This is a genomic window from Agrobacterium sp. BT-220-3, from assembly GCF_025910175.1.
GTDB classification, from domain to species: Bacteria; Pseudomonadota; Alphaproteobacteria; order Rhizobiales; family Rhizobiaceae; genus Agrobacterium; species Agrobacterium oryzihabitans.
On the sequence record NZ_JAPAIX010000009.1, the window covers coordinates 1 to 14,106 of the forward strand.

13 protein-coding genes and 1 pseudogene are annotated in these 14,106 nt (G+C 59.2%); 10 read left to right on the plus strand and 4 right to left on the minus strand.

Annotated elements, in window-relative coordinates; translation table 11 throughout:
- Positions 1–293 (minus strand): annotated as a pseudogene (locus OK142_RS19310) (transposase family protein); the annotation flags it as partial.
- Between the two features lie 134 nt (positions 294–427).
- Complete coding sequence (locus OK142_RS19315; protein WP_498684638.1) at positions 428–1,309, minus strand: LysR family transcriptional regulator; 882 nt, start codon at positions 1,307–1,309, stop codon at positions 428–430.
- 106 nt (positions 1,310–1,415) lie between these two features.
- On the opposite strand from OK142_RS19315, the gene OK142_RS19320 reads away from it, so the two are divergent.
- The 3 genes from OK142_RS19320 (at position 1,416) to OK142_RS19330 (ending at position 5,273) form a co-directional block, all read left to right on the plus strand.
- The gene (locus OK142_RS19320; RefSeq protein ID WP_082183471.1) at positions 1,416–2,912 is read left to right on the plus strand and encodes a CoA-acylating methylmalonate-semialdehyde dehydrogenase; all 1,497 of its coding nucleotides are present in this window, start codon (positions 1,416–1,418) and stop codon (positions 2,910–2,912) included.
- 230 nt (positions 2,913–3,142) lie between these two features.
- Positions 3,143–4,213 (plus strand): YjgN family protein, encoded by a 1,071-nt coding sequence (locus OK142_RS19325; RefSeq protein ID WP_003493236.1) that lies wholly within the window; start codon positions 3,143–3,145, stop codon positions 4,211–4,213.
- A complete protein-coding gene (locus tag OK142_RS19330) occupies positions 4,203–5,273 on the plus strand; it encodes a M48 family metallopeptidase (protein ID WP_498684639.1) in 1,071 nt (356 codons plus the stop codon). The genes OK142_RS19325 and OK142_RS19330 overlap by 11 nt, the downstream gene beginning before the upstream one ends.
- Positions 5,274–5,321: 48 nt before the next feature.
- Here the strand turns inward: OK142_RS19330 and OK142_RS19335 are convergent, their stop codons facing one another.
- A complete protein-coding gene (locus OK142_RS19335; protein ID WP_498684640.1) occupies positions 5,322–6,371 on the minus strand; it encodes a Fe(3+) ABC transporter substrate-binding protein in 1,050 nt (349 codons plus the stop codon).
- Between the two features lie 173 nt (positions 6,372–6,544).
- Here OK142_RS19335 and rirA point away from each other — a divergent pair, with 173 nt between their 5' ends.
- From rirA to OK142_RS19370, 7 genes are all read left to right on the plus strand, one after another.
- Positions 6,545–7,015 (plus strand): iron-responsive transcriptional regulator RirA, encoded by a 471-nt coding sequence (gene rirA / locus OK142_RS19340; protein ID WP_498684641.1) that lies wholly within the window; start codon positions 6,545–6,547, stop codon positions 7,013–7,015.
- Between the two features lie 170 nt (positions 7,016–7,185).
- The gene (locus tag OK142_RS19345) at positions 7,186–8,232 is read left to right on the plus strand and encodes an AbrB family transcriptional regulator (protein ID WP_498684643.1); all 1,047 of its coding nucleotides are present in this window, start codon (positions 7,186–7,188) and stop codon (positions 8,230–8,232) included.
- A gap of 140 nt (positions 8,233–8,372) precedes the next feature.
- The gene (gene osmF, locus OK142_RS19350) at positions 8,373–9,284 is read left to right on the plus strand and encodes a glycine betaine ABC transporter substrate-binding protein OsmF (protein WP_003493222.1); all 912 of its coding nucleotides are present in this window, start codon (positions 8,373–8,375) and stop codon (positions 9,282–9,284) included.
- Between the two features lie 87 nt (positions 9,285–9,371).
- Positions 9,372–10,538, plus strand: coding sequence for an ABC transporter permease (locus tag OK142_RS19355; RefSeq protein ID WP_498684645.1), 1,167 nt, complete (start codon positions 9,372–9,374; stop codon positions 10,536–10,538).
- Positions 10,535–11,473 carry an ABC transporter ATP-binding protein gene (locus tag OK142_RS19360; RefSeq protein WP_498684647.1) on the plus strand — a complete coding sequence of 313 codons (939 nt, stop codon included), beginning with the start codon at positions 10,535–10,537 and terminating at the stop codon, positions 11,471–11,473. The genes OK142_RS19355 and OK142_RS19360 overlap by 4 nt, the downstream gene beginning before the upstream one ends.
- Positions 11,470–12,210: an ABC transporter permease gene (locus tag OK142_RS19365; protein ID WP_498684648.1), complete on the plus strand. Its 741-nt coding sequence runs from the start codon at positions 11,470–11,472 to the stop codon at positions 12,208–12,210. Before OK142_RS19360 ends, OK142_RS19365 begins: the two co-directional genes overlap by 4 nt.
- Before the next feature lie 108 nt (positions 12,211–12,318).
- Positions 12,319–12,807 carry a gluconokinase gene (locus OK142_RS19370; protein ID WP_164056659.1) on the plus strand — a complete coding sequence of 163 codons (489 nt, stop codon included), beginning with the start codon at positions 12,319–12,321 and terminating at the stop codon, positions 12,805–12,807.
- Here OK142_RS19370 and OK142_RS19375 read toward each other — a convergent pair.
- Positions 12,804–14,105, minus strand: coding sequence for an NAD(P)/FAD-dependent oxidoreductase (locus tag OK142_RS19375; protein ID WP_498684649.1), 1,302 nt, complete (start codon positions 14,103–14,105; stop codon positions 12,804–12,806). The genes OK142_RS19370 and OK142_RS19375 overlap by 4 nt on opposite strands.
- Position 14,106 lies beyond the last annotated feature (1 nt).

The following is a 14,106-nucleotide window of genomic DNA, read 5'->3' on the forward strand; positions in this document are numbered from 1 at the left end:
GACGGCACGCCACAGCCAACGCCTCTTGCCGCAAATTGAAACAACGGCCTCATCGAGGTGCCATTTATCTCCGAGCCGACCGGATGATCGGCTCGGATCTCGTTGGCGAAGGCGCGACCGAATTTCTCCGCCCACTGCCTGACGGTTTGGTGCGAGACAGTGATCCCACGGGCAGCCAGCAAGTCCTCAACCATTCGCAGGCTCAGAGGGAAACGGAAATAGAGCCAAACCGCATGGGCGATGACCTCACCGGGATAGCGATGCCGACGGTAAAGAGGATCTCGATCTGTCATGCCCCCTCATCGCACAGCGGACTCCACATTCCGTTAAGTTTACGATGCCGTGGGCGCAAATCGCTCGGGTATAAGCGGTACAACCCGGCCGGCGTCATCCTATTGCTTCTCGGCCATTAACTTTACGATGTCTTTCAGATGAAGATTCGCCGCTCTTCGGCCACCAGTTCCTGCAGAAAATCGACCACCGTGCGGACGCGAACCAATTGGCGGGCGGACTCGTGATAGGCCGTCCAGTAGGACCGGCTGATGCCGAGATGCGGCATGATCCGCAGAAGCTCGGGATATTGCCCGGCGATATAATTATGCAGGATGCCGATACCGGCGCCGGAGCGCACTGCCTCCGTCTGGCCTGTGGCGCTGGAGATTTCAAAGGCTGCATCCCAATCGCGCATGATTTCGCCGGTGTAATTCAGGGACGGCGAGAAGATCAGGTCCTCCACGTAACCGATGCGGCGATGGCGCTTCAGTGCCTCGACATCCGCCGGCGTTCCGTATTCAGCGAGATAGGCCTCCGATGCATAAAGCCCCAGCGAATAGTCGGTGAGCTTCGAAAACATCAACCTCCCCTGCTCCGGCCTTTCGATGGTGATAGCGATATCGGCCTCGCGCTGCGACAGGGAGAATGAGCGCGGCACCGGCACAAGCTGGATCTTCAGCTCGGGATACCGTGCCGTGAGCCTGCCAAGCCGAGGCGCGAGAAAGGACACGCCGAGACCATCCGGCGCGCCGATACGCACCGTTCCCGCCACCGCCGTATCGACGCGGCCAAGATTTGCCTGGGCGTTCAGCATTTCGGTTTCCATGCGTTCGGCCCCGGCAAGAAGGCGCTGGCCTTCTTCCGTCAGCTCGCAGCCATTGGTGCTTCGCAAAAACAGCTGCGTGCCGATGGCCGCTTCCAGTGCGGAAATGCGCCGGCTGAGGGTGGCATGGTTGACGCCGAGCTTTCTCGCTGCCGAAAGAAACTGGCCGCTTCGCGCGACGCTTAGAAACAAACGCACATCATCCCAGTTCACGGCACCCTCCTTATGTCTATTTTTGCACAATGGATGCTTATTTCAGGCGATTGATTTGTGCAAATCGAAAGGTAATGCTGCGCCATCACATTCTGGAGGAAAACCCATGAAGGAAATCGGTCATTTCATTAACGGCAAGCATGTGCCCGGCACCAGCGGCCGCACATCGAATGTCTACAACCCGGCGACCGGCGAAGTGCAGGCGACCGTTGCGCTTGCCAGCGAAGCCGAGCTGCGCGCCGCCGTGGAAAGCGCCAAAGCGGCACAGCCGAAATGGGCCGCCACCAACCCGCAGCGCCGCGCCCGCGTTTTCTTCAAGTTCGTCGAACTTCTGAACCGCGACATGAACGAGCTGGCGGTGCTGCTCTCCAGCGAGCACGGCAAGACCGTCGAGGATTCCAAGGGCGATATCGTGCGCGGCCTCGAAGTCTGCGAATTCGTCTGCGGCATTCCGCATCTGCAGAAGGGTGAGTTCACCGAAGGTGCCGGCCCGGCCATCGACATGTATTCGATCCGCCAGCCGGTCGGCATTGGCGCAGGCATTACGCCGTTCAACTTCCCCGGCATGATCCCGATGTGGATGTTTGCGCCGGCAATTGCCTGCGGCAACGCCTTCATCCTCAAGCCTTCCGAGCGCGACCCGTCGCTGCCGATCCGTCTTGCCGAACTGATGATCGAAGCCGGTCTTCCGGCCGGTATCCTCAACGTCGTCAACGGCGACAAGGGCGCTGTCGACGCCATCCTGACCGATCCGGATATCGGCGCGGTGTCCTTCGTCGGCTCGACGCCGATCGCCCGCTACGTCTACGGCACCGCCGCCATGAACGGCAAGCGCGCGCAGTGCTTCGGCGGCGCGAAGAACCACATGATCATCATGCCGGACGCCGATCTCGACCAGGCTGTGAACGCATTGATGGGCGCGGGTTACGGTTCGGCCGGCGAGCGCTGCATGGCCGTTTCCGTTGCGGTTCCGGTTGGCGAAGAGACGGCGAACCGTCTCGTTGAAAAGCTTATCCCGCAGATCGAAAGCCTGAGAATCGGTCCCTATACCGACGACAAGGCCGATATGGGCCCGCTGGTTACCAAGGAAGCGCAGACGCGCGTCAGGGGCCTGATCGACAGCGGCGTCGAACAGGGTGCAAAGCTGCTGGTCGACGGCCGCGACTTCAAGCTGCAGGGTTATGAAGACGGCTATTTCGTCGGCGGCTGCCTGTTCGACCACGTGACGCCTGATATGGACATCTACAAGACGGAAATCTTCGGACCGGTTCTCTCCGTCGTTCGCGCCAAGAATTACGAAGACGCGCTCGAACTGCCGATGAAGCATGAATATGGCAACGGCGTTGCGATCTACACCCGTGACGGCGACGCCGCCCGCGATTTTGCAAGCCGCATCAATATCGGCATGATCGGCATCAACGTTCCGATCCCGGTTCCGCTCGCCTACCATTCCTTCGGCGGCTGGAAGGCCTCGAGCTTCGGCGACCTCAACCAGCACGGCACGGATTCGATCAAGTTCTGGACGAAGACCAAGACGATCACCTCGCGCTGGCCGTCCGGTATCAAATCGGGTGCTGAATTCGTCATGCCGACGATGAAATAAGCCGGAACAACCCGCGATCTTGCAGAAGGCCCCGCCGATTTTACGGCGGGGCCTTTTTGGTTAAAAGATAACCAGAAAAATCAAGTTTTCTTCTGTCAAAATAATTCCACTTAAAGCTGTTATCGCGTAAGAGTCCCGATGCGGCGTGGGGACGCTGCCAAACCGATGAATAACGGGGAAGCTTGCAAACTCAATCTGCCCGGAGAGGGGCATGCCATGAGGGACTATTTATGAGTGACATCTCTGTCAGCGCGGATCAGCGCGCGATCGAACGCGGCTCTTTCAGCGGAAATGCCAAAGAGTATTTCGGCATCTGGATCGTCAATATTCTTCTGACGATCATCACCATCGGCATCTATTCCGCCTGGGCAAAGGTGCGCCGCAAGCGTTACTTCAACGGAAATACCGTGCTCGCCGGCCGCGCCTTCGGTTATCACGCCACCGGCGGACAAATCTTCAAGGGCCGGCTTATCGCCTTTGCCTTCATCGTCATCTCGCAGCTTGTCGGCCTCATCCACCCGTTCCTGGTCTTCGTGCCGGCGATCCTGCTTATGATCTTCTTTCCCTGGCTCATTACACGCAGCATCCGATTCAATGCGCGTGTGACGAGCTATCGTAACGTGCGTTTTGATTTTGTCGGCACAGCCGGTGGCGCTTTCGTCTCCATTCTGCTCGGCGGCCTCGTTGCGCTCTTTTCCTTCGGCATTCTGGCGCCTCTGGCCAGCCGCTGGGCGAACCGCTACATTTTCAGCAACCTGCGTTATGGCGATCGTCCGTTCACTGCCGATCCCAAGATTGGCGCGCTTTACCGGGTCTGGATCATTCCCGCCATCATGGTCGTGATCGGCAGCGTCGTGGTCGGCTTTTTCGGCATTGCCGCCTTTGCCGCCAACAGCGCGATGCTCGAAGATGAGACGGCTGCCATGGTGACCGCGCTTGCCTCCCTCTATATCGGCCTTTTCGGCGCGTTTCTGGTCTATGGCCTTGCAGGCGTGGTCTATCGCACCGGCGTGCGCAACGTCGTCATCTCGTCCATGCTGCTTGACGGAAAGCACGAATTGCGCAGCGACCTTCATCGCGGCCGCTACCTCTGGATCGTCATCTCCAACCTGATCGTCACCGTTTTCACCTTTGGCCTGATGCGGCCATGGGCGGCGGTACGCGAAGCGCGTTACACCGTCGAGCGCACGGCAATCCGTTTCAACGGCGATGTGGGCGAGGTTCTCTCCTCGATGGAGGCGACGGGCGCTGCCGTCAGCGCCGAATATATGGATATGGAAGGTTTCGAATTTGGTTTCTGATATCGGAGAAACCGTTTCGGGCGAGTGGCATGCCGCTCGCTCCAACCTTTCGAGCGCCGCCAGGTTAAAACTTGGCGGCACGGTCCTTCTCGTGCTCGATGCGAAGGACAACCACGTCAGAACCCAGGCCGAGATAAAAACCGTCGAGATCAGCCATCGGGTCGGGACCATTCCCCGCGAACTGCATTTTCCTGACGGCTCGCTGTTCGAAACACGCGACAATGACGGTGTGGACCGGCTGCTTGGCCAGCACATCACGAAACGTGCCGGCTTTGTGCATTGGATGGAACAGTTTCGCCCGCGGCTGGTCGGCATCACGGCAGCAGCCGTTCTTCTGGCCTACGGCACCTACAAACTGGCGCTTCCGGCGCTGGTGGAAGTGGCGGTTGCCGTGACCCCGCCGATCGTGCCGCAGGTCATGTCGGCCAGCACGCTGCAGGCCTTCGACAAAACGGTGTTTTCTGCGAGCACCCTGCCACAGGCGGAACAGGACGCGATCCGTTCGGACTTCTCCAGAATAGTCGCCCATGCGAAGGGCTCGCCCGAAGATTACAAGCTGAATTTTCGCAATGGCGGTTATATCGGCCCCAACGCTTTCGCGCTTCCGGACGGGACGCTCGTGCTGACCGACGAGTTGGTGGAGCTGGCCGGCGACGACAGGCAGATGATCATTGGCGTTCTCGCGCATGAAATCGGCCATGTCGAACATGAACACAGCCTGCGGCAACTCTACCGCGCTGCCGGGGTCGCCGGTCTCGTCATGCTGATTGCCGGCGATGTCGGTTCGGCCATGGAAGACATTCTCACCCAGGGCGGCGGTCTTCTGGCGTTGTCGCATTCGCGCGATGCCGAACGTCAGGCCGACCAGCGCTCCGTGGAACTGATGCGCAAGGCCGGGCTGGATCCCACCGCAATCGAACGTTTCTTTGCACTGCTTGAGGACAAGCTGGGCGACAAGGGCGGCACCAGCATCGTGTCCACCCATCCCGGAACGCCGGAGAGGCGCAAGGCTATCCTCGACTACAATGCGTCTCTGGACGAAAAGCCGGCGGGTAATTGATCCGCCGGTAGCCCAACGCTCAACCGATCGCGGGCATTGGCAGCGACATCAATTGGTTGGGCCGTCGTTGAAACCGACTTCATCCACCAGTTCGGATGCCTGTTTGCGATGGGCGGCGATATCCGTCAGCGGCAGCTTGTCCGGATTAATGGGGCCGAAGCCCTTCACCACATCGGAAGGCTCCGCGCCGGGCAGGACCGGATATTCGAAGACCTGCTTGGCGTAGATTTCCTGTGCTTCGCGCGATGCGAGGAATTCCATCAGCTTCAGCGCATTGTCCCTGTTGGGTGCGTATTTCGTAAGCGCCATGCCGGAAATATTCACATGTGTGCCACGGTCACCCGCATTGGGAAAGATCACCCGCACCGATCCCGCCCATTCCTTTTCTTCCGGCTCGCGATCGTTGGTCAGCATCAGGCCCACATAGTAGGTATTGCCGAGCGCGATATCGCATTCGCCGGAAAAGATCGATTTCGCCTGGCTACGGTCTGTTCCATCGGGCTTGCGGGCCAGATTGTTCTTCAGACCGGTCAGCCATGTCCGGGTATGATCGACGCCATGATGGGCGATCATCGAGGCGATCAGCGCGATATTGTAGGAATGCTGGCCGTCGCGAATGCAGATCTTGCCCTTCCATTTCGGTTCGGCAAGCTCCTCATAGGTGATGTCCTTCTGGGTCACCCGCTCCTTCGAGGCATAGACCACCCGGCCGCGCGTCGTCAGGCCGAACCACTCTCCTTGGGGATCGCGAAGGTTGGCCGGAATATCTTTTTCAATGACGGGATCGTTCAGCACCGGCTGCGTGACGCCGCCTTCTTTCGCCTCGACGAGACGGGCGATATCGACGGTCAGCAGGATATCGGCCGGCGAATTGACACCCTCGGCCTGAATACGTTCCACCAGACCTTTGTCGAGGAAAAGAACGTTTGCCTCTATGCCCGTTTCTTTCGTGAAGGCATCGAGCAGCGGCTGAATCAACTCAGGCTGCCGGTACGAATAGACGTTCACCTCGCCATCCGCAAAAGCGGCAGGCGCGGCCAAAAACATCGTCAGTCCCGAAACAACGGCAGCGGAAAAACACGATTTCAAGCTTGCCATTACGAATGCCTCCATTACATTCAGATTCTTGACTTGTTTGTTCATGAATCATCGGAGCGGTCAACAAGGTCGTTCGAGAAATATCCGATGGGTTCGAGTTTTTTCAGTTTCTGGAATTGTTCTAAACTGAAAAAGAGACTATATAACTCCACATTGAGAGTTAGGAGACCAGCATGCGTTTGACCAAACAGACCAACTATGCCGTTCGCATGTTGATGTATTGCGCCGCGAATGAAGGCAAGCTGAGCCGCATTCCGGAGATTGCCAGGGCTTATGGCGTGTCCGAGCTGTTCCTTTTCAAAATCCTGCAGCCGCTCAACAAGGCTGGCCTCGTGGAAACGGTGCGTGGCCGCAACGGCGGTGTGCGGCTTGGCAAGCCTGCCGAGAAGATCAGCCTGTTCGACGTGGTGAAGGTTACCGAAGACAGCTTCGCCATGGCGGAATGCTTCGAGGACGGCGCTGTCGAATGTCCGCTTGTGGACAGCTGCGGGCTGAACTCCGCGCTTCGCAGGGCGCTCAATGCGTTCTTCGATGTTCTGACTGAATATTCCATTGACGATCTCGTCAAGGCCCGGCCGCAGATCAACTTCCTGCTCGGGATCGATACGGAAATGCCGAAGGTTGCCGCTCTTCCGGCCGCCTGATCGTCCCATTTCCCAATCGGCAATCGCCATAGCCCGTGTCCAAAGGCCACGGGCTTTTCTTTTATAAAACACGCATCAAATATAATATTTTTGATCCTGCATGTTGACGTCGCAAGACGAAGCGGCGCATTTGGTCGCGAGCTTTTCTGAAGCAAGCCATCAGCGTCGCAATGATCATCAAGCCTGAATTCCATACATTTGCGCTTACCGCGCTTGTCGGCAGCATGGGTGCGCTCATCGCCAGCCTCCTCAATATCCCAGCTCCCTTTCTTTCCGGCCCGGCACTTGCCGTGACGATCACGGGACTGGCCGGCGTGAGGCTCAGCATTCCCGCCTTCATCCGCAATGCCTGTTTCGTCGTCGTCGGCATTTCGATGGGAACGAGCGTGACGCCTTCGGTCATCGACGCCGCAAGAACATGGCCGCTGAGCTTCGTCGTCGTGCTCCTCGCCGTTGTCATCATGCTTTATGTCGCCTACTGGATCCTGCATTACGGCTTCGGATACGACCGCACGACGGCGATGCTCGGCGCTTCGCCCGGACATCTCAGCTACATCATCAGTCTTGGCGCCGAGACGAAAAGCGACCTTGCGACCGTCAGCATCGTGCAAAGCGTCCGGGTGCTGGCGCTAACCCTTTCCGTGCCGCTGATCGTCGAATATTTCGACCTCGTCAGCACCGAGCCGCTCATCGTCAACCCGCCGATGGGCCTGTTCACACTTGGTCTGACCATCGGCGCGTCTCTTGCGATGGGGTGGCTCTTCCTGCGATGGAAATTTCCCGCAGCCCTGCTGCTTGGCGGCGTAGCCGTTTCCATCGGCACCCATATTACCGGCCTTACCGAGGGTGGCGTTCCGACCTGGCTCAGCCTGCCGGTCTATGTGCTGATCGGCTGTCTCATCGGCACGCGCTTTTCAAACGTGTCCTTGATGGACGTACGGAAAGGCTTTCTGGCGGGTTTCGTCGTCACGATTGCCGTGATGGTGATCGCCGGAAGTATCGCCTGGATGATTTCCGGCATCACCGGCGTTCCGCTCAATGCCGTCATGATCGCCTATTCGCCGGGGGGCCTTGAAACCATGGCGGCCATGGCCGTGATGATGCACGCCGATACCGCCTATGTCGGCTCGCATCACGTTCTCAGACTTCTGTTCCTGTCGGTTCTCATGCCGCTCGTCATGGGCAAGGATGCTCGCAAGCGGGACGACAAACCCTAAGCGGGACCAGCGCCCTCGCATTCACGCAAAAAACGCCAATGGCGTTGCAACCATTTGTTCTCCCGGCCGTTCTTGTTTCTCCGCAATTGCGGCGACGATTTTTCGCGTGTTCGACAGGCTGACCCACCGGAGGAATTTTCATGAAACGCTTGATGATGTTGACGGGCGCCGGACTGGCGCTTGCACTTTATGGTTCCATCGCTCAGGCGCAGGTGGTGGTGTCGTCGAAGATCGACACGGAGGGTGGCGTTCTCGGCAACATCATCCTCGCCGTCCTGAACAAGAACAATATCGAGACAACGGACCGCATCCAGCTCGGAGCCACACCGGTTGTCAGAAAGGCGATCACTGCGGGCGAGATCGACATCTATCCGGAATATACCGGCAACGCCGCCTTCTTTTTCTCCAAGGCGGACGATCCGCTCTGGAAGGATGCCGCCAAGGCTTATCAGGAAGCCAAGACACTCGATTATGATGCCAACAAGATCGTCTGGCTGACACCATCGCCCGCAAACAACACCTGGGCGATTGCGCTGCGCAAGGATGTCGCCGACAAGAACAATCTGAAGACGCTTTCAGATTTCGGCAAATACATTGCCGGTGGCGGTGAGGTGGTTCTCGCCGCATCCTCGGAATTCGTCAACTCCGCTGCCGCCCTGCCTGCGTTTCAGACCACCTACGGCTTCACCATGAAACCGGACCAGCTGATCACGCTTTCGGGCGGCGATACCGCCGCCACCATCGCGGCTGCCGCCAACCAGACGAACAATGCCAATGCGGCCATGGTCTATGGCACCGATGGCGGCATTGCCCCCTCCGGGCTGGTGGTGCTTGAGGATGACAAGCATGTGCAGCCCGTCTACCAGCCCGCGCCGATCATCCGCGAAGAGGTTCTGAAAAAGAACCCCAATATCGAGGCATTGCTGAAACCCGTTTTCGAAAAGCTGGATCTGGCGACCCTGCAGGAGCTGAACGCCCGTGTGCAGGTGGGTGGTGAGCAGGCCAAGGCAGTTGCTACCGACTTCCTGACGAAGAACGGTTTCCTCAAATAATCACCTGTGAAACGCTGGGGCGGGATAGCGGAAACCATATGCGGTTTTTGCCATCCCGCTCGAACCTATGATCCGGGGGAGCGGAATTTGACGAAATGGCCTGACAAGGTGGGCGTGTTGATTTCGTGCCTGCTTCTCTACGCGCTTTTTGCGTCTCCCTTCATGACATTCCGCGCCAACCGGATCATTCAGGGCGAAACGCGGACGATCTTCGAAGCCCTTCCGGTTTCTTCTGCAATCCTTCTCGCCGCCATCATTCTTGTCGCCGCTTTCATCGCCTTTTTCCGCTTTCCAGCGCGCCTGAAACTCGCAGCCGCGTTGGTTGGCCTTGCGTCGTTGGCGATCTTTGTCGGGCAGGCGGCCTCCGCGTTGACGCCTGAAGGCAACAGTTTTGCCCGTGTTTCGCCCGCCAGCGGTTTCTGGTTGATGTTTGCGGCACTTGCCCTGCTCGCAACCGATTGCATTGCACGTCTCCAGCCGAAACCGGCCGTGCGGATTTTGCTGTTGCTGGCGGCAATCGCGACGCTTGCAGTGGTTCTGGCAAGTGGCCTCTGGAATGACCTCTCCATCATCAAGGAATATACCGGCCGGGCTGATATTTTCTGGACCGAAGCCCTGCGGCATGTGGAGCTTGCCATCGGCTCTCTGGTTGCGGCGACCGTGGCCGGTATCCCGCTCGGCATTCTCTGTTACAAGGTCGAGCGCTTGCGCTCCGGGGTGCTCAACGCTCTCAACATCGTCCAGACCATTCCCTCCATCGCGCTTTTCGGTCTTCTGATTGCACCGCTCGGATGGATGGCAGCCAATGTGCCGGGCGCGGCGAAGATCGGCATCGCGGGCATCGGCATGGCCCCCGCCTTCGTGGCGCTGTTTCTCTATTCGCTGCTGCCTGTCGTTTCCAATACGGTTGTCGGTCTTTCCGGCGTCTCGCAGGCCGTGCGGGAAGCCGCGCGCGGGCTTGGCATGACGCCGCTGCAAAGGCTGTTGCGGGTTGAATTTCCGCTGGCCATGCCGGTCATTCTCACCGGCATTCGCATTGTCCTGGTGCAGAATATCGGTCTTGCGACCATCGCAGCACTGATCGGCGGCGGTGGATTTGGCGTTTTCGTGTTTCAGGGCATCGGACAGACCGCGATGGACCTCGTGCTGCTCGGCACCGTGCCGACCGTTCTACTCGGCTTCGCCGCCGCGATTACGCTCGACGCCCTTATCGACAGCAATCTCTTCAGCGCAGGCGGAAGGCAAAAGGCATGATCGAGATCGACACCATCACGAAACGATATGGCGATGCAGCCGTGGTCGACCAGGTCTCCCTGACCGTGGCGCCGCGCACCGTCACCGTCATCGTCGGCACTTCCGGGTCGGGAAAAACCACCCTTCTGCGCATGATCAACCGGCTGGTGGAGCCGACCTCCGGCACGATCCGCATCGACGGAGACGATGTGAGCACCATGCCGGGCTACAAGCTGCGCCGTCAGATTGGCTATGCCATTCAGGGCCATGGGCTGTTTCCGCATCGCACCGTGGCGGAGAATATCGCGACGGTTCCGCAGCTCATAGGCTGGGACCGCAAGCGCATTGATGCGAAAATCGACGCGCTGATGCATCTCTTCCAGCTCGACCCGGCGCTTTATGCCGACCGCTTTCCGCATGAGCTTTCCGGCGGTCAGCAACAGCGCGTCGGCGTGGCGCGCGCGCTTGCGGCCGAGCCGAACATTCTCCTGATGGACGAACCTTTCGGCGCTCTGGACCCGGTGATCCGCGCCAAGGCCCAGAACGATCTTCTGGATATTCAGAAGAAGCTCGGTGTCACGATCGTTCTCGTCACCCATGATATGGACGAAGCCTTCCATCTGGCGGACCGTATTGCCGTCATGGACAAAGGCCGCATTGTGCAGGACTGCCCGCCGGCCGAACTGGTGCTGAAGCCGGCGACGGATTTCGTGCGAACCATGATCGGCGAAAATGAGCGCGCCCTGAAACTGCTGTCCGTCCTGTCCGTTGCAGACGCCGTGGAGCCGGGAAACGCTGATGGCGAACCGCTGAACGAGCACACCAGCCAGCGCGACGCCCTGTCTGCGATGTTATGGGCGGGCCGCGATGCATTGCCGGTGCTGAAAGACGATGGCCAGCCCGCGGGCCGGGTGCGGCGCGATGTTCTCCTCCAGCGTGCTGCCGGAACCCCATGAAAAATGCCGCCTCGTTTTTCGTTCCCGGCCTTCTGGTGCTGGCGCTGATCGTCTTCCTCGCGGCGCCGCAGGTCTTCGCGCCGGTGTTTCGCCCTCTCGTGCAGGCCAATGCGCCAGCGATCTACACCCAGGCCAACCTGCTTTCGCTGACACTGTCGCATCTCGCCATTGTCGGGATCGCGACGGGGCTGGCGACGCTGGTGGCGGGGGCGCTTGCGGTTCTCGTCACCCGCCCCTTCGGCGCCGATTTTCTGCCGTTATCGCGCAGCATCGCCAATATTGGCCAGACCTTTCCGCCGGTGGCGGTTCTGGCGCTTGCGGTGCCGATGATCGGTTTTGGCGAGAAACCCACGCTCATCGCGCTGTTTCTCTATGCGCTTTTGCCGGTCTTTGAAAATACGCTGACCGGACTTACCACCCTGCCCGCAACCGTGATGGATGCCGCCAGAGGCAGCGGCATGACGGGCTGGCAAAGGCTTGTCAAAGTGGAGCTACCCCTTGCCCTTCCGGCGATCCTCGCGGGCATCCGGCTATCGTCCGTCATCAGCCTGTCGACGGCGACCATCGGTTCCACGGTCGCCGCGCGAACGCTGGGGGAAGTCATCATTGCCGGCCTGCAATCCAACAATCTCGCCTTCATCCTTCAAGGCGGGTTGATCGTCGCCGTGCTCGCGATCCTGATCCACGCTGGCTTTTCCGCTCTGGAAAAGGCGGCAGCTCGCAAAACCGGGCACTGACATATGCAGGCTCATCATTTTTATGTTCCCGACATTCGCCGCACATGTTAGGGGCTGACCGTCGAAACAGAAACATTCGAGGTTCGGGTGACACAGGCAATCGTCGTGATGGGAGTGAGCGGCTCTGGCAAGTCCACGGTCGCAGAGGAACTGGCGGAAAAACTGGGTATTGCCTTCATTGAAGGCGACAAGCTTCACCCTAAATCCAATGTCGACAAAATGTCGGAAGGCATTCCACTGACCGACGAGGACCGCTGGCCGTGGCTCGATCTCATCGGCGCGGAATTGCACAAGGGCCGTGAAAATAACGGTGTCGTCGTTTCCTGCTCGGCGCTCAAGAAAATCTATCGTGACCGACTTCGCAAAGCCGCCGGTGGCTCGCTCGCCTTCGTCTATCTGGACGGCAGCCTGGAGCTTCTCAGCCGGCGCATGGGCGAACGAAAAGGCCATTTCATGCCGCTCTCGCTGCTCCAGACCCAGCTTGCCACGCTGGAAGTGCCGACCGGCGAACCCGGTGTCGTAACCGTCAGCATCGATGCCACGCCGGAAGATATTGCGAAAAACGCACTTGCCGGTCTGAAAGCGGTGACGTTTTAAAATCCGAGCCTGTCGCGCATGCCGTACCACCATGCGCCAAGCACGGTCAGCGGCACGCGGAACGTCTTGCCGCCCGGGAACGGATAGTTCGGCAGGGAACTCCAGACATCGAAACGCTCGGCGTGGCCTGCAACGGCCTCGCCCAATATCTTGCCCAACAGATGGGTTGTGGTGACGCCGTGGCCGCTGTCGCCATGCGAAAAATAGACATTGTCCGACAGTTTTCCCATATGCGGAATGCGCGTCAGCGTCAGCGCGAAATTGCCGCTCCAGGCAAAGTCGATCCTCGTCTTTTCCAGTTGCGGGAAGGTCTTCAGCATATTCGGACGGATAACGCCGGTCAGATCCGCCGGATCGCTGCCGCCATAACCGATGCCACCGCCATAAAGCAAGCGGTTGTCGGAGGTGCGGCGATAATAATCGAGAATGTAATTGGCATCTTCGACGCAATAATTGGCGGGCAGGAGTTCCTCGATCAGGCCTGAATCAAGCGGCTCCGTCGCCATGACCTGGCTTGAGACCGGCATCATGCGGTCACCGATTTCCGGCAGCAGCTTGCCGAGATAGGCGTTGCCGCAAACGAGTACATATTTCGCCCTCACGCTGCCAGTCGCCGTGCGCACGACAGGGTTTACGCCCTGCTCCAGCGAAATGACCCGCGAATTTTCGAATATGCGCGCACCAAGGCTTTCGGCGGCCGCCGCTTCCCCCTGCACCAGATTAAGCGGGTGGATGTGGCCACCGAAGCGGTCGATCATACCGCCGGCATAGCGATCGGTCTTCACATACGCTCCGACATCGGCCTTGGCGACCATTTCAAGTCCGCCATGGCCGTGTTTTTCCCAATGGGCCTTGTGGGCCTCCATTTCGCGGATCTGTTTCGGCGTGAAGGCGGCGAAGAAGCCGCCGTCGACGAGATCGCAATCGATGGCATATTTGGCGATGCGGCTGCGGATGATCGCGCCGCCTTCCAGCGACATTTCGCCGAGTTTCACCGCCTTGTCGTGGCCATAACGACTGGCGATCGTTTCAAGATCGCGGCTGTAGCCATTGACGATCTGGCCGCCATTGCGCCCCGAAGCGCCGAAGCCGACCCGCACGCCCTCCAGCACAATGACGGAATAACCGCGCTCAGACAGTTCGAGCGCGGCGGAGATGCCGGTAAACCCGCCGCCGATGATGCAGACATCGGCTTCCAGTGCACCTTCAAGCGATGGCCGCACGGATTTGACATTGGCGGAGGCCGCGTACCAGGAGGATGTGTGGCCGGGATTGGGAATAGTCGTCACCTCAGCCATC